Source organism: Bacillus sp. GM2, from assembly GCF_056155945.1.
The window spans coordinates 246,435-266,673 of record NZ_JBRKSZ010000007.1 but is presented as its reverse complement, the minus strand read 5'-3'; the positions used below and the strand labels follow the sequence as shown (position 1 = coordinate 266,673).

23 protein-coding genes are annotated in these 20,239 nt (G+C 47.2%); 5 read left to right on the top strand and 18 right to left on the bottom strand.

Annotated elements, in window-relative coordinates; genetic code table 11:
- Positions 1-85: 85 nt before the first annotated feature.
- Complete coding sequence (yutH, locus tag ACVC9U_RS02210) at positions 86-1,096, bottom strand: spore coat putative kinase YutH (RefSeq protein WP_075751310.1); 1,011 nt, start codon at positions 1,094-1,096, stop codon at positions 86-88.
- A gap of 144 nt (positions 1,097-1,240) precedes the next feature.
- Here yutH and ACVC9U_RS02205 point away from each other — a divergent pair, with 144 nt between their 5' ends.
- Complete coding sequence (locus ACVC9U_RS02205) at positions 1,241-1,741, top strand: phosphatidylglycerophosphatase A family protein (protein ID WP_020452842.1); 501 nt, start codon at positions 1,241-1,243, stop codon at positions 1,739-1,741.
- 47 nt (positions 1,742-1,788) lie between these two features.
- Here the strand turns inward: ACVC9U_RS02205 and ACVC9U_RS02200 are convergent, their stop codons facing one another.
- From ACVC9U_RS02200 to ACVC9U_RS02190, 3 genes are read right to left on the bottom strand one after another with little or no spacing between them, the layout of a single operon-like run.
- Positions 1,789-2,559, bottom strand: a complete 771-nt coding sequence (locus ACVC9U_RS02200; protein ID WP_075751311.1) for a TIGR01457 family HAD-type hydrolase — start codon at positions 2,557-2,559, stop codon at positions 1,789-1,791.
- 19 nt (positions 2,560-2,578) lie between these two features.
- On the bottom strand, positions 2,579-3,019 hold the full coding sequence (locus ACVC9U_RS02195) for a DUF86 domain-containing protein (protein WP_025806013.1): 441 nt from the start codon (positions 3,017-3,019) through the stop codon (positions 2,579-2,581).
- Between the two features lie 27 nt (positions 3,020-3,046).
- Positions 3,047-3,322, bottom strand: coding sequence for a YutD family protein (locus ACVC9U_RS02190; RefSeq protein WP_003184977.1), 276 nt, complete (start codon positions 3,320-3,322; stop codon positions 3,047-3,049).
- Between the two features lie 102 nt (positions 3,323-3,424).
- Here ACVC9U_RS02190 and ACVC9U_RS02185 point away from each other — a divergent pair, with 102 nt between their 5' ends.
- A complete protein-coding gene (locus ACVC9U_RS02185) occupies positions 3,425-4,048 on the top strand; it encodes a YhcN/YlaJ family sporulation lipoprotein (RefSeq protein WP_441390085.1) in 624 nt (207 codons plus the stop codon).
- Between the two features lie 53 nt (positions 4,049-4,101).
- Here the strand turns inward: ACVC9U_RS02185 and lipA are convergent, their stop codons facing one another.
- On the bottom strand, positions 4,102-5,013 hold the full coding sequence (lipA, locus tag ACVC9U_RS02180) for a lipoyl synthase (protein WP_009329538.1): 912 nt from the start codon (positions 5,011-5,013) through the stop codon (positions 4,102-4,104).
- A gap of 231 nt (positions 5,014-5,244) precedes the next feature.
- Here lipA and ACVC9U_RS02175 point away from each other — a divergent pair, with 231 nt between their 5' ends.
- The gene (locus tag ACVC9U_RS02175; RefSeq protein ID WP_020452846.1) at positions 5,245-6,225 is read left to right on the top strand and encodes a M23 family metallopeptidase; all 981 of its coding nucleotides are present in this window, start codon (positions 5,245-5,247) and stop codon (positions 6,223-6,225) included.
- Positions 6,226-6,271: 46 nt separating this feature from the next.
- Here ACVC9U_RS02175 and ACVC9U_RS02170 read toward each other — a convergent pair whose 3' ends face one another.
- The 8 genes from ACVC9U_RS02170 to ACVC9U_RS02135 form a co-directional block, all read right to left on the bottom strand.
- Positions 6,272-6,385: a methionine/alanine import family NSS transporter small subunit gene (locus ACVC9U_RS02170; protein WP_003184985.1), complete on the bottom strand. Its 114-nt coding sequence runs from the start codon at positions 6,383-6,385 to the stop codon at positions 6,272-6,274.
- Positions 6,382-7,911, bottom strand: a complete 1,530-nt coding sequence (locus ACVC9U_RS02165) for a sodium-dependent transporter (RefSeq protein WP_145699681.1) — start codon at positions 7,909-7,911, stop codon at positions 6,382-6,384. Before ACVC9U_RS02165 ends, ACVC9U_RS02170 begins: the two co-directional genes overlap by 4 nt.
- Before the next feature lie 183 nt (positions 7,912-8,094).
- Positions 8,095-8,871: a sporulation protein YunB gene (yunB, locus tag ACVC9U_RS02160; RefSeq protein ID WP_020452848.1), complete on the bottom strand. Its 777-nt coding sequence runs from the start codon at positions 8,869-8,871 to the stop codon at positions 8,095-8,097.
- A 67-nt stretch (positions 8,872-8,938) separates the two neighbouring features.
- Positions 8,939-9,244 (bottom strand): YunC family protein, encoded by a 306-nt coding sequence (locus tag ACVC9U_RS02155; RefSeq protein ID WP_003184991.1) that lies wholly within the window; start codon positions 9,242-9,244, stop codon positions 8,939-8,941.
- A 79-nt stretch (positions 9,245-9,323) separates the two neighbouring features.
- A complete protein-coding gene (locus ACVC9U_RS02150; RefSeq protein ID WP_075751314.1) occupies positions 9,324-10,679 on the bottom strand; it encodes a bifunctional metallophosphatase/5'-nucleotidase in 1,356 nt (451 codons plus the stop codon).
- 19 nt (positions 10,680-10,698) lie between these two features.
- Positions 10,699-11,520, bottom strand: a complete 822-nt coding sequence (locus ACVC9U_RS02145) for a sulfite exporter TauE/SafE family protein (protein WP_441390084.1) — start codon at positions 11,518-11,520, stop codon at positions 10,699-10,701.
- 17 nt (positions 11,521-11,537) lie between these two features.
- Positions 11,538-12,389 carry a DUF72 domain-containing protein gene (locus ACVC9U_RS02140; protein WP_441390083.1) on the bottom strand — a complete coding sequence of 284 codons (852 nt, stop codon included), beginning with the start codon at positions 12,387-12,389 and terminating at the stop codon, positions 11,538-11,540.
- 131 nt (positions 12,390-12,520) lie between these two features.
- Positions 12,521-13,054: a hypothetical protein gene (locus ACVC9U_RS02135; RefSeq protein ID WP_003185000.1), complete on the bottom strand. Its 534-nt coding sequence runs from the start codon at positions 13,052-13,054 to the stop codon at positions 12,521-12,523.
- 90 nt (positions 13,055-13,144) lie between these two features.
- Here ACVC9U_RS02135 and ACVC9U_RS02130 point away from each other — a divergent pair, with 90 nt between their 5' ends.
- Positions 13,145-13,729 (top strand): TetR/AcrR family transcriptional regulator, encoded by a 585-nt coding sequence (locus ACVC9U_RS02130; protein ID WP_011198268.1) that lies wholly within the window; start codon positions 13,145-13,147, stop codon positions 13,727-13,729.
- Between the two features lie 78 nt (positions 13,730-13,807).
- Here the strand turns inward: ACVC9U_RS02130 and ACVC9U_RS02125 are convergent, their stop codons facing one another.
- The 4 genes from ACVC9U_RS02125 to allC form a co-directional block, all read right to left on the bottom strand.
- Positions 13,808-13,966, bottom strand: a complete 159-nt coding sequence (locus ACVC9U_RS02125) for a YolC/YozM family protein (RefSeq protein ID WP_465251048.1) — start codon at positions 13,964-13,966, stop codon at positions 13,808-13,810.
- Positions 13,918-14,139: a hypothetical protein gene (locus tag ACVC9U_RS02120; protein WP_003185004.1), complete on the bottom strand. Its 222-nt coding sequence runs from the start codon at positions 14,137-14,139 to the stop codon at positions 13,918-13,920. Before ACVC9U_RS02120 ends, ACVC9U_RS02125 begins: the two co-directional genes overlap by 49 nt.
- A 508-nt stretch (positions 14,140-14,647) precedes the next feature.
- Positions 14,648-15,874: a pyridoxal-phosphate-dependent aminotransferase family protein gene (locus ACVC9U_RS02115; RefSeq protein WP_011198269.1), complete on the bottom strand. Its 1,227-nt coding sequence runs from the start codon at positions 15,872-15,874 to the stop codon at positions 14,648-14,650.
- Positions 15,875-15,889: 15 nt separating this feature from the next.
- Complete coding sequence (allC, locus tag ACVC9U_RS02110) at positions 15,890-17,143, bottom strand: allantoate deiminase (protein WP_441390082.1); 1,254 nt, start codon at positions 17,141-17,143, stop codon at positions 15,890-15,892.
- A 164-nt stretch (positions 17,144-17,307) separates the two neighbouring features.
- Between allC and ACVC9U_RS02105 the strand changes: the two genes are divergently transcribed.
- Complete coding sequence (locus tag ACVC9U_RS02105) at positions 17,308-18,906, top strand: PucR family transcriptional regulator (RefSeq protein WP_003185012.1); 1,599 nt, start codon at positions 17,308-17,310, stop codon at positions 18,904-18,906.
- 102 nt (positions 18,907-19,008) lie between these two features.
- On the opposite strand, the gene ACVC9U_RS02100 is transcribed toward ACVC9U_RS02105, so the two are convergent.
- Positions 19,009-20,205 (bottom strand): MFS transporter, encoded by a 1,197-nt coding sequence (locus ACVC9U_RS02100; RefSeq protein WP_003185013.1) that lies wholly within the window; start codon positions 20,203-20,205, stop codon positions 19,009-19,011.
- Positions 20,206-20,239 lie beyond the last annotated feature (34 nt).

Here is a 20,239-nt window from a genome sequence, read left to right as displayed (position 1 = left end):
TCGTTCCTTTCTAAGAGTAGCTTCCAATCTAAGCATATCGAAAAAATCCGGAAATGTTAACATGAAGAAAAGAACACCGCGGCGTCTATGGTGTCCTTTTCAGCCAATTGACAGGCGGCATGCTCATCAATCCTGCGGCTCTCATGCCCGCCATTTCTTGAAAGACGTTCAGAAATTGCTCATATGCCGGCGCTTGAGACAATAAATGGTCGAGTCTGCTTTCAAAATAATGGTGCTCAGATTCAGGAGAAATATAGTACCCTTCAACCGTCTCAAAATAGTGGAGCGGAAACAGCAGCCTGCTGTACACCAGCCGCTTAGAAAATGAGGAAAGCGGCGCGGCTTGTTCGTATTGCTGAAAAAACAATGCGATTTCATTGAAGTTTTTCCTTTCGTGAAACAAGCTTCTGGCATATTCCGCAAGATCCCTGGCCGCATGATCAAACACCCATTCCATCGGGATTTTTATAAGCGGTTCGCGCCTTAAAGCCTCACAGGTGAGCCGCTGCTGGCAAATCGTCCCGGAGTCGGCGGCCTGCGGCTGATCATCCAATTCGGTATCGGCCAAATATTGAATCGCATTTTCGGTTAAACCGAGATAATAAGGAAACGATTCGATAAAATGTTTTTCAAAAGGCTGCAGCTGTCTTGCCTGCGTTTTTTGAATCCAGAATTGTTCCAGCTGGTCGAGCCGTTTCCCCCACAGTTCTTTCCACTGCCCGATCCGCGAGGTTTCTTTTACCTCGTAAGGGTATCCCCTTCCCTTCTGATGAAATTCGGCCAGCTCCGCCCCAAATGAAACAGACCTGTTTGTCATGCGGGGAGCAGCTTGAAGCAGCACATATGAGACGCTATTTTCCTCAAATGTCATCTCCCCGTCCTTTGTCAATATAAAAGATGAAACGTATGGGTCGCGCTGTTCTTGCAAATACTGACTCATACTAAACAATTCCGCCAGCTCATCCTGACTCAAGTGGGAAACCGGGACGATCAAAAACATCGAATTCGGGGTATGAAAAGCCTGATAAGACAAGTATGAAGTAAGATCGCGAATATGGATTCCGAATTTTTCTTTGATCAGCTCCTTCACGGACATCACTTCCTGATAAATTTTTCCCCTTCTACACATCGTAATCATGAAGGGATTCGATTATGAATCGATCCGGAAAAAGAGTTCTAAAATCGTTACATTTTTAAGGTTGTTTGTATACACTAAGTAAAAAAAGATTGGGTGAAAATGATGCCGGAAAACAACAGCATGCATCAAATCGAAACAGCAGCAAAAGAATGGCTTGAGAAACGGGGCGTCAAGATTTCGGATATTGCCGATCTTGTCTACGTACTTCAGAAGAAATATCATCCAAACTTGACAAAAGAAGAATGTGAAGAGAATGTCAACCGGGTCATGAAAAAACGTGAAGTTCAAAACGCCGTGATCACAGGGATTCAATTGGATATGCTGGGTGAGCAAAGAAAGCTCATGGAACCGCTCCAAACCTTAATCGAGACAGATGAAAGCCTGTACGGCGTCGATGAAATCTTATCCTTCTCCATTGTGAATTTGTATGGATCAATCGGTTATACAAACTATGGATATATCGATAAAATCAAACCGGGAGTGCTCGCACGTTTAAACGATAAATCAACAGGCGAATGCCACACATTTTTGGATGATATCGTCGGAGCGATTGCTGCAGCCGCATCCAGCAGACTGGCGCATCGAGCAAAAGATGCGGAATAAGCCATTAAAAAACACTTGTCCTTAAAAGACAAGTGTTTTTTTTCGGTTTAGATGCGATCCATCCAGTCTGTCAATGAATCAATGACATATGTCGGCTTTTCCTGATAGGCTTCAAGGTGTTCTTTTTTGGTCACGCCCGTATGAACGAGAAGCGTGTCCATCCCGGAATTCATTCCCGCCATAATATCCGTATCATAATTGTCACCGACCATCAGCGTTTCACTGATATCTGTACCGAGCACCTTCATCGCCTGCTCCATGATGATCGGCTCCGGCTTGCCGATAAAAATAGGCTCTGTCTGCGTAGAAACGGTTAATACTGACGTGAGAGAACCATTGCCTGGCAAGAGTCCTCTTTCTGTAGGTATGGCGATATCGCCGTTAGTCGAGATGAATGTAGCGCCGTTACGGATGGCAAGGCAACCGACGGCTAGCTTTTCGTATGTAATGCCGCGGTCGATGCCGACGACGACGAAGTCGGCGTCTTCTTCGCCGAATGCCAGTCCTTTTTCCTCAATGGCCTGCCGGATGCCTTCTTCACCGATCACATATACGGAAGCATCTCGTTTTTGTTCGGCGATAAAATTGGCGGTCGCCATGCTGGTTGTGAATACCTGGCTCTCTTCGGCCGGAATATCAAATGAAACAAGCTTGTCCGCCACTTGCTTCGGCGTGCGCGACGAGTTGTTCGTGACGAACAGATACGGGATGTTCCGGTCTTTCAGCTTTCTCACGAATTCGCATGCTTCTTCGATTTTTTCCGTCCCTTTGTACATTGTTCCATCAAGATCAATTAAGTATCCTTTGTATGTTTTCATGTTGTACACTCCAGTTCGTTTAGTGCGGTTTGAATGCGGATACCGGACCGAGTTCATGGTTTAAATAATCGCGGATCCGCGCCGGAAATTTCTCGAGCGTTTCCGCATGCCTGCTGAGCAGCTCTTCCAATTCTTCATGGTTGACGTTCAGGTAGTCTTGGACCAATGTCTTCCGATAGGCGATCAAATGTTTCAAACTGTCGCCTTCCGCTTGGCTGACAACCTTTTCATCGGTCAGTATATCCATAATGTCGTCATAGCTTCCCGGATCTCTCATAATAAAGCCGTCAATCATATCGTTCCCTATATCCAATATACATTCGATCAGCGTGTGGCCGATTCGTTCAAGCGCTTTTTTTTCGACGTCGGAAGTCCATTCTTCCTGCATTTGATAAAGCCGCAGCTCCTCTTCCAGGAAGTTGAGCGTGTTTTCGATTTTGTGTCGATCGACAAAATACATCATCAGTGCATCCCCTTTTATGATCGCTTATTTTCGCAGACGTTTTAAAACAAAGTAGGCACATCCGAAATTGCAGTACTCGTAAATATATTCATCAAGCGTGCTGATCTTCGTATCAAATGTGGCCTTTTGATTTTGATCGTCAAAAAAGCCTTTCAGCCTCAGCTGGCTGTATCCCCAATCCCCGACGATGTAGTCGTATTTATTTAAAATGTCGGAGTATCTGGCTTTAAACGCTTCTTCGTTAAAACCGTTTTTCACATCTTTGACGACTTCAAATGCAGCGTTCTGAACGACAATCATTCTTTTCACCTCTTTTATATGATAATTCAAACCCGGGCCGCCATCAATTGCTAAGAATAAATCCTCCCCTTTGGAAAAGCTATAAATGAGGAGGAAAAGCAGATGAATAAAAAAATTCTTTTAGCAGGGCTGGTGGCGGTGCCTCTAGCAGGATGCCAGACGGCCTTAAACGATACCGAACACAATATATATGACGAAGACGGAAATACCGTTCACGTTGCAGACAAGAACCCTCAATATCATGAAAAGTTCAGAAATGACAACCGAAAAGGCAGATTCGGATATGCGCGACATCAGGCAACACCTGTTGCAAACAAAGAAGAAATGCAGGCGCCCCAAATCGACCGGGAAGAAATGGCGCATATTATATCTAGTTTAACGGTTCAGCTTCCCAATATTCAAGATGCGTCAGCGCTTGTGACAGACGAAGAAGCGCTTGTCGTGTACAAAACGGACTCCGGGCAGCGCAAACAGACGGCTGATCAAGTCAAAAAGACGGCGGCATCCGTCGTTCCGAGATATTACCATATCTATATTTCCGATGATCCGGACATGATGCAATCCGTCGCCAATTTCAGCCGGCTTGGAGCCAATTCGAGAAACGTCGATCAGCTGATGGCCGATACAATTAAGGAAATGCAAAAATCGCCGCAAGGCAAAACCACGACAGGTACAGATGAAAACGGAAACGACCTTGACGGAAAAGGAAAGGCGACCGAATCCTGACCTGAAAATAAGAAAAACGCCAGCGCATATGGCTGGCGTTTTTTCATCCAATGTTATGCCTGCGCCTGGCGTTTTTTAGACGCTTCATTCACCTGTTCATCGGCATGGTATGAAGAACGGACGAGCGGTCCTGCTTCACAGTGGCTGAAGCCTTTTTCCATGGCGATTTCTTTCAGTTCGGCAAACTCGTCAGGATGGTAATATTTCTGTACTTTAATGTGTTTTTTGGACGGCTGCAGATACTGGCCGATTGCCATGATGTCGACATTGTTCGCAAGAAGGTCGTCCATTGTTTCGATGATTTCTTCTTTTGTTTCGCCAAGACCGATCATAATGCTGGATTTCGTCGGGATGTCCGGCTGCATCTCTTTGGCGCGGCGCAAAAATTCCAATGATCTTTCATATGTAGCTCTCGCACGGACTCTCGGCGTCAGGCGGCGGACCGTTTCAATATTATGGTTTAAAATGTCCGGACGCGTATCCATCAGCGTTTTCAAATTATTATAGTCTCCGCCCATATCAGACGGGAGAACTTCAATTGTTGTAAACGGGCTTTTTCTCCGGACGGCGCGTACGGTTTCAGCGAATACCCCCGCTCCTCCGTCTTTTAAATCGTCGCGGGCAACGGCTGTAATGACCGCGTGTTTCAGGTTCATGATGCTCACAGAATCTGCGACTCTTTCCGGCTCATTCAAGTCAAGCTCTGTCGGCAGCCCCGTCTTCACCGCACAGAAGCGGCAGGCTCTCGTACAGACAGATCCGAGAATCATAAAGGTCGCGGTACGTCTGACGGCCCAGCATTCGTGGATGTTCGGGCATTTTGCCTCTTCGCAGACCGTATGGAGGTTGTTTTCCCGCATTAATTTTTTTAAGCCCGTATAGTTTTCATTTGTGTTCAGCTTGATTTTAAGCCATTCGGGCTTTCTTAGGTGCTCGTCTTTCTTTGCCAATTCCATCATCTCCATTGTGGATTGTAGTCAAGTTCAATACGAAAACATAGCGCCGGATGTGTCCCCCTGCTTTGGAACCGCTTAAATTAAAAATGCTAAATCTTCATCTTTAGTCACTTTAACATAGTACAGATTTGTGAACAAGAGCTTGATTAGTCAAGATAGAATTTCTAACATTTTCTTATTATCGATTTCTGCAGATGTCACAAACTAACCGTATTCAAACTGAAAGGAGCTAAGGACACTGTGAAAGCTGTATTATCCGTTCTCATCCTCCTTTTGCTCATATCGCAGCCGTGCGCTCTTGCAAAGGAGAAAAAAGAGCCCGATCTGCAAAAGAGAATGGCCCTTTATCATAAAACAGAAGCTGCAACCCATATTCCTTGGTATGTTTTCGCGGCTGTCGACCAATACGAAATCAATATCCGCAAAAACCGTAAGGACTTGCCGAAGCAAAAAGGGCACACCGGGATATATATTCCGCAAAGCGTGTGGAGCGGACCTGAAAACCCCAACCCGAAAGATACATCACCGCTCAGCATCAAGGTTTTTGACGGAATTGGAATGGACGGAAACGGAGACGGACTGGCGGAACCGGATCAGGATGAAGACGTCCTTTATACGTTTGGACAATACTTGTTGACATACGGAAGAGACATAGAAAATATCCGCATCGGCCTGTGGGAGTTTTACGAAAGGGATCAGACGGTCGGCATCATATCAGGCTTTATCAGGCTATTTCAAAAATACGGCCACATTGATTTGGGCAAGCACGCCTTTCCTCTTCCCGTAAGATCAGATTACAGCTATAGAAGCACATGGGGAGATGCCCGCGGATTCGGGGGCAGGCGCATTCACGAAGGGACGGATTTGTTCGCCCATTACGGCCTCCCCGTCCGGTCGACATGCTACGGCATTGTGGAAATGAAAGGCTGGAACCGTTTCGGCGGATGGCGGATCGGAATCAGAGACATCAACAATACGTACCATTATTTCGCCCATTTGAACGGATTCACAAAAGGCTTGAAAGTGGGAGAAATCGTCGAGCCCGGCCAAGTGATCGGCTCAGTCGGAGCGACGGGATACGGGCCGCCGGGAACATCGGGAAAATTCCCGCCCCATCTTCACTACGGCATGTATAAAGACAATGGAAGAACAGAGTGGTCTTTTGACCCTTATCCTCATTTAAGGGCATGGGAACGGAAGGAGCTTCGAAAGAAAAAATAAAAGACATCCCTATTTCAGAAGAATAGGGATGTCTTGCTTTAAGAGGTTAGCCGGCCTGGCTTTTCTTGCTTTTCACAACCGCATTGATAATGCTTGCGGCCAATCCTCCCCAAATAATGACGATGCCGATCACCATCATTGCTATAGATGCGCCGTTCATGAGGAAACCTCCTTGTCATGTTGAAATGGCGTATAATTCAGTTCGTTCTTCCATTTTGAAAGCGAAAGGATAAATCCGGCTGCGATCGCTCCAAAAGCGACGCACCATCCCCATTTCAGGAGAAACTCTACCGGCAGATCACCGTAGGCTGTTGTGATATTCGTCTTGATATTATCAAACATCATATACCCCAGAACAATCGGGGTGACGACGCTCAGGCAGATTCTCCACCAGGCGCCGAGCTGAATGTCGGAAACCGAATTGGCGTGAGCCTGCAGAGCTTTCAGTTCTTTCGCAAACCATGCAATCGCAACGACTTCGATCAATCCGGCAAGCGCCACTCCGAAATTGTTGATAAAGTAATCTGCCGCATCGAGGAAGAACAGCCCGCCTTTCGTCGCAAATACGAGCGAACACAATGCAGCAGCCCCTCCGCCGAACAGGACAGCTTTCCGCCGCGGAACGTTGAATTTATCCTGAATCGCGGCAACATATGTTTCAGAGATAGAAATGAGAGATGTCAGACCTGCCAAAACGAGCGAGCCAAAGAATAAAATTCCGAAAAACGCATTAAACGCCGGAAACTCATTGATGATTTGCGGGAAGACGACGAACGCCAAACCGATTCCCGAAGAGACGACTTCTTTGACTGGAACGCCTTGCTGCGCCGCCATAAAGCCCAGCGCACTGAATACCCCGATTCCGGCCAGCAGTTCAAATGAGGAGTTCCCAAAGCCGGTGATAAACGCATTGTTTGTAATATCGGATTTCTTCGGCAAATAGCTGGAATACGTAATCATGATGGCAAACGCAATCGACAGACTGAAGAAAATTTGGCCGTAGGCCGCCACCCACACCTTTCCGTTTGTAATCTGGCTCCAATCAGGCGTGAAAAAGGCATTCAGTCCTTGTGCAGCCCCGTCAAGTGTTATCGAATAAATGACAATGATTAAGAATAAGACCACAAGCAGCGGAATGAAAATGCGGTTCGCGATTTCGATTCCTTTTTTGACTCCGGCAAATAAAATCCCCAATGAAACAATCCAGACAATTGCGAGCGGAATCAGGACGCCCGGCACGAAGCCGCCGAATTGGCCGATGGCTCCTCCCCCGATATCAATTCTGTTTAAATATTCATTCATCAGGAAATTTTCTGTATTTTTTCCCCAGCCTAAATTGAAAGAAAAGACAGTGTAAGAAATGGCCCATGCCACGATAACGGCATAATACGTCGAGATGACAAATGAGATGGCGACCTGCCACCAGCCGATCCATTCCTTCCCTTTCCCCATCCGGGCATAGGACAGCGGGGCTGAGCCTCTGTATTTATGACCGATTGTAAATTCCATGATGAGAAGAGGGATTCCTGCTGTCAAGAGCGCGAACAAATATGGCAGAAAGAACGCGCCTCCTCCGTTTTCATAAGCTACAGCCGGGAACCTCCAAATATTCCCCAAACCGATCGCAGAACCGACAGCTGCTAAAATAAAACCCGCTCTTGTTCCCCATTGCGGACGATTATCCATAAGCTTCCTCCTTTATCTTTTCGAAACATCTGAAAACATTGAATTTTCTAACGATTATTATTATTGAATAGTATATACAGTCTTTTTGCCTAAGTCAAAGTATTTTTTTAAGAAAATAGACGCATGCCGTTTCTAAGCCATGAAAAAAAGCATTCTGCCTGATGTTTGCAGAACGCCTGGAAATCATTGCTTATTCTGTTCCTTTTTTTGCTCTGTTTTTTCATCCTTTGAAGGAATTTGAATCGATGGCGCCGTCTGGCTGCCGCTGCCGCTGTAGAAGTCGGGTACTTCGCCGTGCACGGCTTGAATCGTTGCCGGAATCGTATTTTTGACAACCGCCGTTTTTGTCGCAAACGGTATGACGACACGGACCTTGACTTCGACAAGCACACCGACATTAATTAAAGCATTATTAATTCCATATGGTTCGACACTATGCTTAAAATCTGTAAAGACATCCCCCACAACATTAAGCCGTACAGGTATTTTCGGCCCTAGGTTTCCAAGAAGCGTGTTTCCAGTTGCCTGACCTAGTGGAATATTATAGATTACACCATCATTCTTACCTTCGGGAGTTTTCGCAGAAGAATTAAATTCTTCGGTTTCTGTTTCCTTCAGCTTTTCGTGAAGTTGTTTCGTAATTTTCGAATGCATACCACGAAGACCATGAGAGTTGAAATCAATTGTTGTTACTTTTCCATTTTCATTCGTCTTCATTTCTACTAGATTTTGCACATTTTCATCTTGGCTCATATAATCCTCGACGGCTTCCTGGATGACGTGCGTCGCAATCCGGTTCGTTTCCATTTCAGCAATGTTCAGAAGCGTCGGTTTGATGGATGAGTTGATGATCAACAGACTGACGGCCGTTGAAAAAATAAAAAATACAAACGAAAGCAGCATGACATATCGAAAAGGCAAAGGTCCTCTTTTTGACAGAGGGCCGCGAAATCTTCGCAAGCAAAATCCCCCCTTACATCACAAGTGTATGCTTGTAAGAGGGGATATACGATTCAATCAGACAACTTTATTTCACCATTTTTAAAAGGGCTTCTTTTCCGCTCATTCCGGGATGGATGCCGAGCTCTCCGGCCGCATCGGTTACAGATTCGAGCGGGGCTTCGAGAAGCTGATCGATCGTCCGCACGCCGACGGCTCTGGCGGCGACGATCTTCCGTTCTTTTAATTTATCGTTCAGCAGGGCGACGTCAAGCGCTCCGCACATAATATATCCATGGTCATTGGTTACCGCCATAAAGTTCGTTTTCGGCAGTTTGACCGTTACAGCCGTAAACGGCTGATCTTCTATCATAATCGGAGTTAAATTTACCATCGAGATCCCTCCTTTACCATTAATGTATGATAAAGCGGGAGACATGTTCCGGTTTGCCCCGAATCTTAAACCATCTGTATTAGAACCGGTTTGCTTTTTTAAGCTTCCAGGCGAGCAGATCGCGCAGGAATTCAGGCATAAAGTACTCGATATCTTCCGCATCGCGGATCGCCGGAAACAGCGTTCCGAGTGTAAACATATCAATCGTGGCTATCGTGTAGAACACATCATCTTCAATGTCCGCTCCGTTGACAGAGAGCTTTTCCGGGTCAAGGCCGGCATACAGCATTTTTCCCATCACTTCGCCGCGAAAACCGAGCCCTTTAATGCGCAGTTTCTCGGTTTCTTCCGATGATGCATGAAGGATGACCTCTTTCAGCTCACGTCCCGTCAGCTTCAGTTTGACCGGATTAATCGGATGCGGACAGATGCGGTGAACATCCGCTTTCGTCACCGCGCCTTGTGAAAGAGATTCCAGTACAATGCCTGAGTTGACCATTCCGATTTCCGCCTCACACCATTCCTTTAAGGCGTCTGCCAGCATTTGCGGAAGGGCGCTTCTGCGGAACCAGGCGGTTTCAAGGGTGTTGTCCAATGTCGCAATTTCTTCTTCAAGGAGATGTCCAGCTTCTTTCTCTTTTTCCTTCAGAAAACGAATCGTCTCCTCTGATTCTTCGTTCCACTCTGCCGTCTTCATAACGGTTGCTGTGATGTTCTCAAGCGTTCCGTTATACGTCAGTTCAACATGACCGACATAGTTCCCATATTTTTCGGCGCAGGCCAGCATAACACCGTCTATCATCATCCCTTCTTCAAGCAGGTGATGGGTATGCGAGCCGAGGATCAGGTCGATTTCGGGAAAAGCCTCCGCGACGCGCTGATCATCCAAAATGCCGAGGTGTGAAAGAAGGATGACAGTATCGGCTTTTCCTTTGATTTCACTGAGCATCTCGCCGATGCTTTCAAATGCGTCTGCAACCGTCCAGCCAAGCTGTCGATAGATCGGATAATACGGGACTGTCACACCGAGAATGGCAAGAGTCGCGCCGTTCTTCACCTTTTTGAGCACATACGGCACTGCCCAGCCGGGCCTCTTCCCTTTTTCGTCAAATAAATTGGAAACAACGACAGGAAACTGAGCGTTGTCATAAAGTGTATCCAGCTCCTGATGCGGCAGTGTAATTCCTTCATTATTTCCGATCGTTGCAGCATCATACTGCAGACGGTTCAACAGCTCCACATTCGCTTTTCCGAAGGTGGCCTCAGATATCGGATGGAATCTGTCGACATGATCGCCGAGGTCGAACAAAAGCACTTCTTCCCCCCGCTCTTCATGTTTTTGTCTTTGTGTCTGAATATAATCAACGATTTTCGGCCAGTTTTCAAAATGGCTGTGCAAATCGTTCGTATGGTAAATATGGAGCTTTTCCGTCATGCAAATCTCTCCCTAACGTTTAACTAAACACGCCTTGATAGATTAATCTGATTCCGATGATGATCAATACGAACCTCATGATCAATACGATCGTCTTTGTCTGCATCTTTTTATTAATGTAGGCGCCGAGCTGTCCGCCAAACCAGGCGCCCGGGATCAATGCGAGCGCATAAAGCCAGTTGACATGGCCCGCGATGACATGGCCGGCAGAGCCCGCGACAGATGAAAGGAAAATAATAAACATCGATGTCGCAACGGCGACCCTTGTCGGAAATAAAAACAGAAGAATCATCGCCGGCACCATCAGCGAGCCGCCCCCGATGCCGAAAAGCCCGCCGAGGAAGCCGACAACAAAGGCGATCGCGATTCCGGCTAAAGGATGATATGAATACGTATATTCCTGTCCTTCATCTCCTGTGAACGTTCTGATAACGCCCGTATGCTTTTTCTCGGCAGGTTTCACCCTTTTCTTTATCATTAAGGAAAGGGAAATGAGAATCATAAAAATCCCGAACCATAGAGAAAACGAGTCTGAGCTAAAATATGTCGATACATGGGCACCGACGATGCTGCCCGGCCCCGAGCCGATGAAAAAAATAAGGCCGCTTTTATAGTCAACGGTTTTATACTTCATATACGCAATCGTTGAAGAAAGCCCTGTGAATATGATGACAACCAGCGATGTGCCGACCGCCATTTGCGGTGTCACATGGTCAAACAGCGTCGGCAACCCCGCCAGAAAAAGGAGCGAGGGAACGATGACGATCCCTCCGCCGAGCCCGACAAGACTGCCGATGGTTCCCGCGATAAATCCGAGTATGATCAAGATAAGATATTCCATAAAATAAGTCCTCTTTTCTAGCTGAATAAATCGAGCTGCCTTGGCGTAAGCCCTTTATATTCAATATCGAGCAGCTCCTTCATTTGCTTCCCGTTTTGAGCCGCATCACCGCCTGAATTGTTATTAAACAGCACGTAAACGTTTTTCGACTGCTGTTCAAGCAGCTCAAGGTTTTTCTTCCAGTCTTTTAATTCTTGTTCATTATATAAATATAAATATCTGACCTCACGCCAATTTTGCCCGGAAGACGGCCTTAACCAGCCTTCCTTGTTGCGGCCGTGAAAACGGACGAGCGTTTTTTGACTGTCAGTCGCATGAAGAACCGTCGGTATGCTGCCTTCGCCCGCCTGGGGTTCATCGCAAATGCTGTGAATCCATTGCTGCTCCTCCATAAAAGCGAGCGTTTTGTCGTAAAACTGGGGCATAAACCATGACCTATGCCTGAATTCAAGCGCACACGGGATATCTCCCATTTTCTCTTTTACCCATCTTAAGTAATTGACGTTTTCTTTCTTGCAATCAAACCATGGCGGAAACTGAAAGAGGACCATCGCCAGCTTACCCGCTTTTATGTATGGCGTTAATGAGAGCTTAAAAGCAGCAAACATGTCGTCTTTCGTTTCAAAGGGGATTTCCCCGCGCTGATGCCCTGTCATTCCCTGATATGCCTTAACGATAAACTGAAAGGTTTCCGGCGTCTCCTTTACCCACTTTTCATTGTTCCGCTCGGGCTGTATCGCGTAAAAGCTCGCATCAAGCTCGACGATCGGAAAATGCGATGAATAGTGGATCAGCTTGTTTTGACTGCTTGTCTTGGGCGGATACAGGCTGTCATGATCCCCCCATCCTGTTAATCCAATATAAATCAATGCAGTTCACCTCTTCTTTTAGTTTATCACAGGTTTTTTTCGAAAATCTTGATCCAGGTCTGCTTGTAGCATTTCCTTTTTCAGCGGCGGGATACTTGAACATGAAAAAGAAGCCGGACATCCGGCTTCTTTTAACGGGCTTTCCTCGGAAAAAGGGTAAAGCTGAAACTGTACAAAAAATCGATGACAAGGATGATCGACCATAAAGAAGCGATGCGGATTAATGGTTCCGTTCTTTCCGGGTCGCCGATGAACAGGTGCATCCCGGCCAGCAGAGCCGCTCCGATCAGCCATGCGATGAAATGGCGAAACCAGCCTTCACGCTCTTTTTTGGCGTGTTCCCTGCCGTACTGCGGGCCTTTGTCAGGCTTCGGACCTCCGGCAAAGCGATAGGCAAACCTTTCATCCGCCCATTTGATCATGCGGCTCCCGAACGCGATGCTGACGCCGATATAAACGGCGGCGATGCCGTGCAAAACATCCGCTTGCGCCCCATTGTGCAGATCAAGCGACGTTGCAGCCAAAAGCAGTAAATCCAAAACCGGTGTGCATGCAAACATGATCAAACCAGCCTTTTTCCAGCCTGCCATATAGCGAAAAATAAGTCCAAGCAGAATAAAAATCCAAAAGCCGATTTCACAAGCTAAAATCAATAAACCAATCACCTTTTATCCGCCTCTCTTTTTTTAACACATTCGTACTAAAAAATTATAACACAGATGTATTAAATAATACACCCGTGTTATAATGTGTGTATGCCAAAAATAGTTGATCACGAAAAACAAAAAGAAAAAATTGCCGAAGCGGTGTGGAATGTGATTCACAGAGATGGACTTGAACAATGCACCGTCAGAAATGTCGCTAAGGAAGCCGGACTTTCGGCCGGGTCGATGCGCCATTATTTTCCTCATCAGTCTGAGCTTTTCATTTATTCAATGAGGCTTGTGGCAAACCGGGTCAAAACGCGTATCGAAAACATGACATTTAACGGTACACCGGCTGAAAACGTCAAACAGCTTCTTTTTCAGCTTATGCCTCTTGATGAAGAGCGAAAACTGGAAATGGAGGCATGGTATGCATTTACAGCCAAATCGCTCAGCGATCCGGAGCTCAAACCGTTGAGAAAGGAGATGAATGAAGGCATTTATTCAGCCTGCAAATCGGCTGTTGAAATACTGGTAAAAACCGAAAAAAAGACCGGGATCGATGTTCTTAAGGAAACCGAGCATCTATACGCCCTTGTCGACGGGCTGGCGCTTCATTTGATCATGGCCCCTGAAAGGCTGACGGCTGAAAGGATCGATACTGTATTGGCGGGTTATTTAAGATCGTTGGAATAGGAACAGATCTATCGCATTGCACCAGAAGGAACTCACACAACCACAGAAAAGCAGGCCTCTCAGCCTGCTTTTCTGGATTTAATGCTCTTGTTTTAAATTCTCACGGATTTCCTTCTTCATTTCTTCGACATTTCTTTTAATAATTTCAATTTCGTATTTCTCTTTTGCATCTGGAGGTAAGTTCTCATCTAAGTATTCTCGGAGTTTTTCTTCGCTGCGAGTATCATCTGGGCCGATTGATATAACTGGTCTGTTTTTCCAATCACAGAACTAACTAAACCAAACTTATCAAAGGCGTTCAGAAGTACTTCTTCAGTTGTTTTTTGATTTGGATCAGCCGCTTGTGAAGCTGTATTAAACAGTAACAAGAAAAGAACTAAGAACAAGATTCCGAACCGTTTTTTCTTCATTATTCTCTCCTTAAAATAATTTTTCCTAAGCACAGCATTGAGTTTCTATTTTTATGTATTTCAGCTTTCCGGGACACCGTTTATTCATATTTTAGGAGCCGGTCCTGAAAGCGTTAACGAGAGAGGTGATCTTTATTTTCTGGGGAAGTAGGCTCATGAGGTGGATCAGTGTAAGTTTATCTTCTCTGAATGGAGATATTTGACTGTTTTGCAACTTCTTCTTTTGCTAGCGATTGGAGGCGTTGTCATTATTTCCGCCTCTTCTACCTTGATACCTCCTTTATTTATTCACAAGTCTAATATAGCATAAACCTCTGCAAAATTTTTCAAATTACAAATTGATTTCACAAATTATTTTGCTGGTCATCACAAAAAAAACAGCCTGATCGCAGGCTGTTTTTCTGCACTAGTGAACCGCTTTTTGTATCTCTTTCGTTCAGCCATGTTCCACCTGTTGCCCCGCGCGTGCCGGAGCCGTCAAACACGAGCCTTCCTCTATCTCAGAAGCCTACTCATGATAGAAATCCAGTGCCGCCTGAAGCGCATTTCCCGGCGATACTGAAGCACCTGTGCGAATGAGAACAGCTTCGAGAGCAGCCAATGTAAAAAGAACATTTTCTTTCCGGCAGCTGTATCCCATCGTTCCGATTCTCCATATCTTTCCGGCCAGCGGCCCGAAAGAGCTGGCGATTTCGACGCCGAAGTCGTCAAGCATCATCTTCCTGACAAGATCTGCGTCAACCCGATCAGGAACTTTCACACAAGTGACGGTCGGCAGCTTTTTCCGGCCTTCCGTAAACAATTCGAGTCCCATCGCTTTGATGCCCTTGATTAGTGCTGTTTCATGGAGCCGGTGTCTTGAGAATCGCTCGCGGAGCCCTTCCTCAAGAACGACCCGCGCTCCTTCGCGCAAGCCGTACAGCATCGAAGTCGCTTCTGTATGATGATTAAGGCGCCTCGGGCTCCAATAATCCATCAGCATGCCGAGGTCAAAATAATTGCTGGAAATCGGCAAGCGTCCCGTTTCAAGCACGATATCTTCTCTTGTGGCAATGCCCCGTTCTACCTTTTTCCTTTCATTGATGCGCTTTTCAACCCGGCTGTTAAATGTGATCGGCGCCATACCTGAAGGAACGGATAAACACTTTTGCGTACCGCCGACGACCGCGTCAAGACACCATTCATCCGTATTGACATCCGTGCCGCCGATTGTAGCCACCGCATCGACTACACAAAGCACATCAAGCTCCCGGCAGGCCCGGCCAATTTCTTCGAGCGGCTGAATGCATCCCGTCGATGTCTCGCCGTGCACAACCGCAACAATCTCCGGTTTCGTCCGTTTGATTTCGGAGATGACCTCTTTCGGTTCAAAAACGTCTCCCCACGGGCATTCCATTGTATAAACATCAGCCTGGTACCGTTCGCAAATCTCGGCAAGCAGATAGCCGAACCGTCCGAAAATGGGAATGAGCACCCTGTCCCCCGGTTTGATGAGACTGGCAAGGACGGCTTCAAGCCCGGCCCGCGATGTCCCGTCTATCGGGAATGCCCATTTATTTGTCGTTCGGAAAATCTGCCGAAGCAGCGCCATGACGTCGTTCATCATGTCTGTAAATGCAGGATCGAACTGTCCCAGTACAGGTGAGGAAAGCGCCCTCAGCACTCTCGGATGAACCTCGACAGGACCGGGAGTCATAATTGTCCGTTTCGGAATATTCATTTCGCCAATTGTCATGATCTTTTTCTCCTTTCATTCATATGCCAGCCTGTATAATACATGAGTCAAGAGCTCAACGCCGGCTGCAAGATCAGCCGGTTTTGTCCATTCTTCCGGCGAATGGCTGATGCCCTTCCGGCTCGGAACGAACAGCAGTGACGTCGGGCAATGCGGGCCGAAAACCTGGGCATCGTGCCCCGCCCCGCTGACCATCTCCTGATAGGATACGTCAAGATCCTCGGCCGACTGTTTTGAGAGTTGAATCAAATCCCGGTCCATCCTCACAGGCTTCGCATCCGTCGTCTGTTCAACTGTGATCTGAACGTTCCATTCGCCGGCCAGCTCTGTGAAATAAGCAAAAATATCGTCGCAATACCGGTCCAACACCGCATCATGATGATGGCGGAGATCAAGAGAAAAAACAGCTTCTCCTGATATGACATTCGGCACATTCGGCTTTGCTTCAATCCTCCCGACCGTTGCTGTTAAAAGCGGATAAGCAGCTTTAGCCTTGTTCGTCAAATAGGAAATGCACAATGCCGAGACGGCCACCGCATCTTTTCTGGCGTTCATCGGCGTCGTCCCGGCATGGTTGCTTTCTCCCTTGACCATAACCGTAAACCGTCTTTGTCCGACGATGTCCGTGACAATGCCGATTTGACGGCCGCTCTCCTCAAGAATGCTCCCCTGTTCAATATGAAGCTCGATAAAGCACTTCACATCACGCCTGAACGGGCGCCTGTACCGCCGTTTTCCGAAACCGCAATCTTTCATCGCCTGCTCAATCGATACTCCGTCCCGATCGTGCACAGCCGGCGTCTTTTGACAGTCAAACAAGCCCGTTAAATTCCCCGATCCCCAAAAAGTCAAAGGGAAACGGCTTCCCTCTTCCTCGCACAGAGACACGACTTCGATTGACGTTTTCGGCCTGCCGTACGTGTCCAGAAGGTGTTTGGCAGACAAAAGGCTCGCTAAAATCCCGTACGCTCCGTCGAATTTCCCTCCGTTGATGACCGTATCAATGTGTGAACCGGTCAAGATCGCTTTCGTACGGTTCTCTGTACCTTCTATTCTCCCAAACAGATTTCCGGCATCATCGAAGTACGGCTCTATTCCCCAGTCCTCCATCTTTTCCTTCAACGACTGCTGGGCGCTGATCCACGGCTTTGAATAGAGAAGCCTTGTCACCCCTCCTTCTCCGCTTTCACCGAATGATGCCAGCCAATTGATCATGTCTTCGATATTGCGGGCTGTACTTTCTCCGGTCTTATGAATACCAATGGTCATGTAAAGAAACTTCCTTTCTATTTTCTTGTTATATTTCTTTACAACTCTCTATATAAATACAATTTTACTGGTAACATGAAAAATAAACATCGGCATAAATGTCACAAATCCGCTCATTTTTTGTTGAAAATGACTAAAATGACAAAGGAGGCCTGTACAGATCAATGAATATCTATGACATGATGAAACTCCCTGTATTTAAAGGCGCAACGCTTGCCGCTGGAAAGGCGGGCGTAACCCGGAACATTGAACACATCAATATGATGGATGCGCCAGATATTGCCGATTATCTGCATCATGGCGAACTCCTCGTCACGACCGCATACCATTTAAAAGACCGGCCTTTTTTATTGAAGGAATTGATTGAAAGGATGATCAGGCGGGGCTGCGCCGGACTCGGTATCAAAACCCGCTTTTTGCAGGAAATACCCGACGAGGTGATCAAGCTTGCCGACGAGCGGACATTTCCGATCATCGAGCTAAATGAAGATGTCCGCCTCGGTGATATTGTCAATCATACACTGAGCCATATTCTAGACAAACGGACGGCAGAACTCGAACAGGCCATCGCCGCTCAAAAAAAGTTCACAAGCCATATTATGAGCGGAAAAAGCATTCAATCGCTCTTGCATAACGTCTCTGCTGTTTTAAAGCTTCCCGTTCTTCTATTCAATCAGCACCTCAAGCCGATTGCCTCCTCAAAAGCAGATGCCGCCGGGACGCTGTCGGATTATGAAGGAATATTTCAAAAAGGAAACAGAACGGGGCTCACCTGTTTTTCAACGATTCCCGACAAACAAACCTATTCGGTATTTCCGATCTATACTCATGAAAAAAAATGCGGCTTCCTCGTTGTCTGCGGGATGATTTCCCCTTCAGACAAAGGCTTGCTGTTAACCCTCGAACAAGCCGCCAATGTCATCGCCTTTGAGCTGCTGAAGGAAAATGCGCTCAAACAATATTTGCGAAGAGCGCGGAACGAGTTTTTCAGAAATTTTTTGGACGGCGCCTTTTCCTCTGCTGAAGAAATTAAAAACCGAGCAAAAGAATTTCAGCTCAAGTGGGATCAAAAATATGTGTGCATCGCCGGCAAATTGGACCGCCGCGAAAAATCGCTCAGCTTCACGGAAAATCAGCTTGAATCAGATTCCGTGTTCGAACGCCTGGAAGAAGAGCTGGTTGACTTCCCGTTTCCTCCTCACCTTTTCACAAAAGGAAACATATGCTTCCTGCTGGCCGAGGCGACGGACAGCTGGGCTGAAATGAATGCAGCCGTGGGCGGATTTTTAAAGGCGTTTCAGCGCCATGCATCTGAGCATTTTCAGCGGACGATTTCTTTTGGAATCAGCAACCTCAGCCATCAGCTGAGAGACGTTCCGCACATTTGCAAAGAAGCCGTCGATGCGCTCCACTCCGGCCATTTGTCAGGCAGCACCGAGTTCATCCAGACGTACCATATGAAAGACGTGTCAGAGCTTTTGCGCATGATTCCGGCTGATGATTTGAAGACATTTTACACGCATGCGCTGCATCAGCTTGCCAGCCTGCCGAAGGATGACCCAGGGCTCCTGCAAACATTGTCCGTCTATCTGGAAACGCACTGTCAGATTTCTGAAACGGCCAAGCGCCTGTACATCCACAGAAACACCGTCATCTACAGGCTTGAAAAATGCGAGGAACTGCTCGGGAAAAGCCTGAAAGATGCGGACACGACCTTGCGCTTGAGACTCGCGCTCAGAATTCAAATGCTGCTTGGGTTGTGAGAAATCCCTTCCCCGCGGCAATCGGAGGATGTAAAGCCGCGCCGGCATATTTGATGATTTGAGCATTTCACCATAAAAAAGCCGGCATATGTGCCGGCTCCCTTATACTTTTTCAGGAATTGTGCGCGCCTGCTGCTTCCGCCCCCAGCTGACTGCCGCCAAAAAGCTGAGCACGAGAACGACCACACCAAAAATATATGGAATTTCTACGTTCACATCGAATAACAGACCGGCCACTGTCGGTCCGACAATGTTGGCAAGGCTCATAAACGCATTGTTCATGCCTGCGGCAAATCCCTGTTCATCTCCGGCCATTTTTGAAATCAGCGTATTAATCGCCGGTCGAAGAATGGACGTCAGCATGAAGAAAACAATTGTTGCCCCGAAAACGAGCCAGTACGAACCGGCAATCGAGCAGACGGCAAGCGCTCCGGCAGAACCGATCAGCGTCATGTTCATCAGCTTTTTTTCGCCGAAGCGGTTCGTCAGCATCCCGAGAGCCACCGCCTGGACGAACACGCCGATCAGACTTGCCGCTGTTATGACAAAGGCAATGTCTCCCGGTGTAAAGCCGTGCTTATGATCGACATAAAGGCTGAATACCGCCTCGAAATTCATGATCCCGAAGTTCAAGATGAACACGAGGATAAACAGAAATGCATACGGCGACCGCAGCGCGCGCGCCATTTGCTTAGCGAGCGGTTCGCGCTTTTGAACGGAGCGGCGCTTTTCAAGCATCTTTTCTTGACTGAGCGTTTCCGGGAGGACAAGAAGCGATAAAACCGTCGCCAAGCCGGCTAATCCGGCTGACACGTAAAACGGGAAGGTGAGCCCGAACGCCGCCAAATATCCGCCTGCTCCCGGACCGATGACAAAGCCGAGAGACATCGCGGCGCTGATCAGCCCCATCCCTTTGCTTCGATCCTTTTCCGATGTGATGTCAGCGATGTAGGCAAACATGGCCGGCACCAAAAACGCAGCTCCCGCTCCGCCGAGAAGGCGGGAAACAAACAGCAGCCACATCTGGCTCGCCAAGGCGAAAAGCAGCTGGGAAACCGCAAACGCACCGATTCCTAAAATGATCATTTTCCGCCTTCCGTATTTATCAGTCATTTCCCCGGCAACGGGCGAAAACAGCAGCTGGGTAATCCCCGAAGCCGCGATCAGCAATCCGAGCGTGCTGCCTGACGCGCCGAATTCTTCTATAAACGTAGGCATGAGTGGAATAATCAAGCCTATACCAAGCATCACGATAAACACGTTAAGCATGAGCATATACAATCTGGCCATCTTTTTCATCTGCGGATACCTTCCTTCAGCCCGAAAATACCGG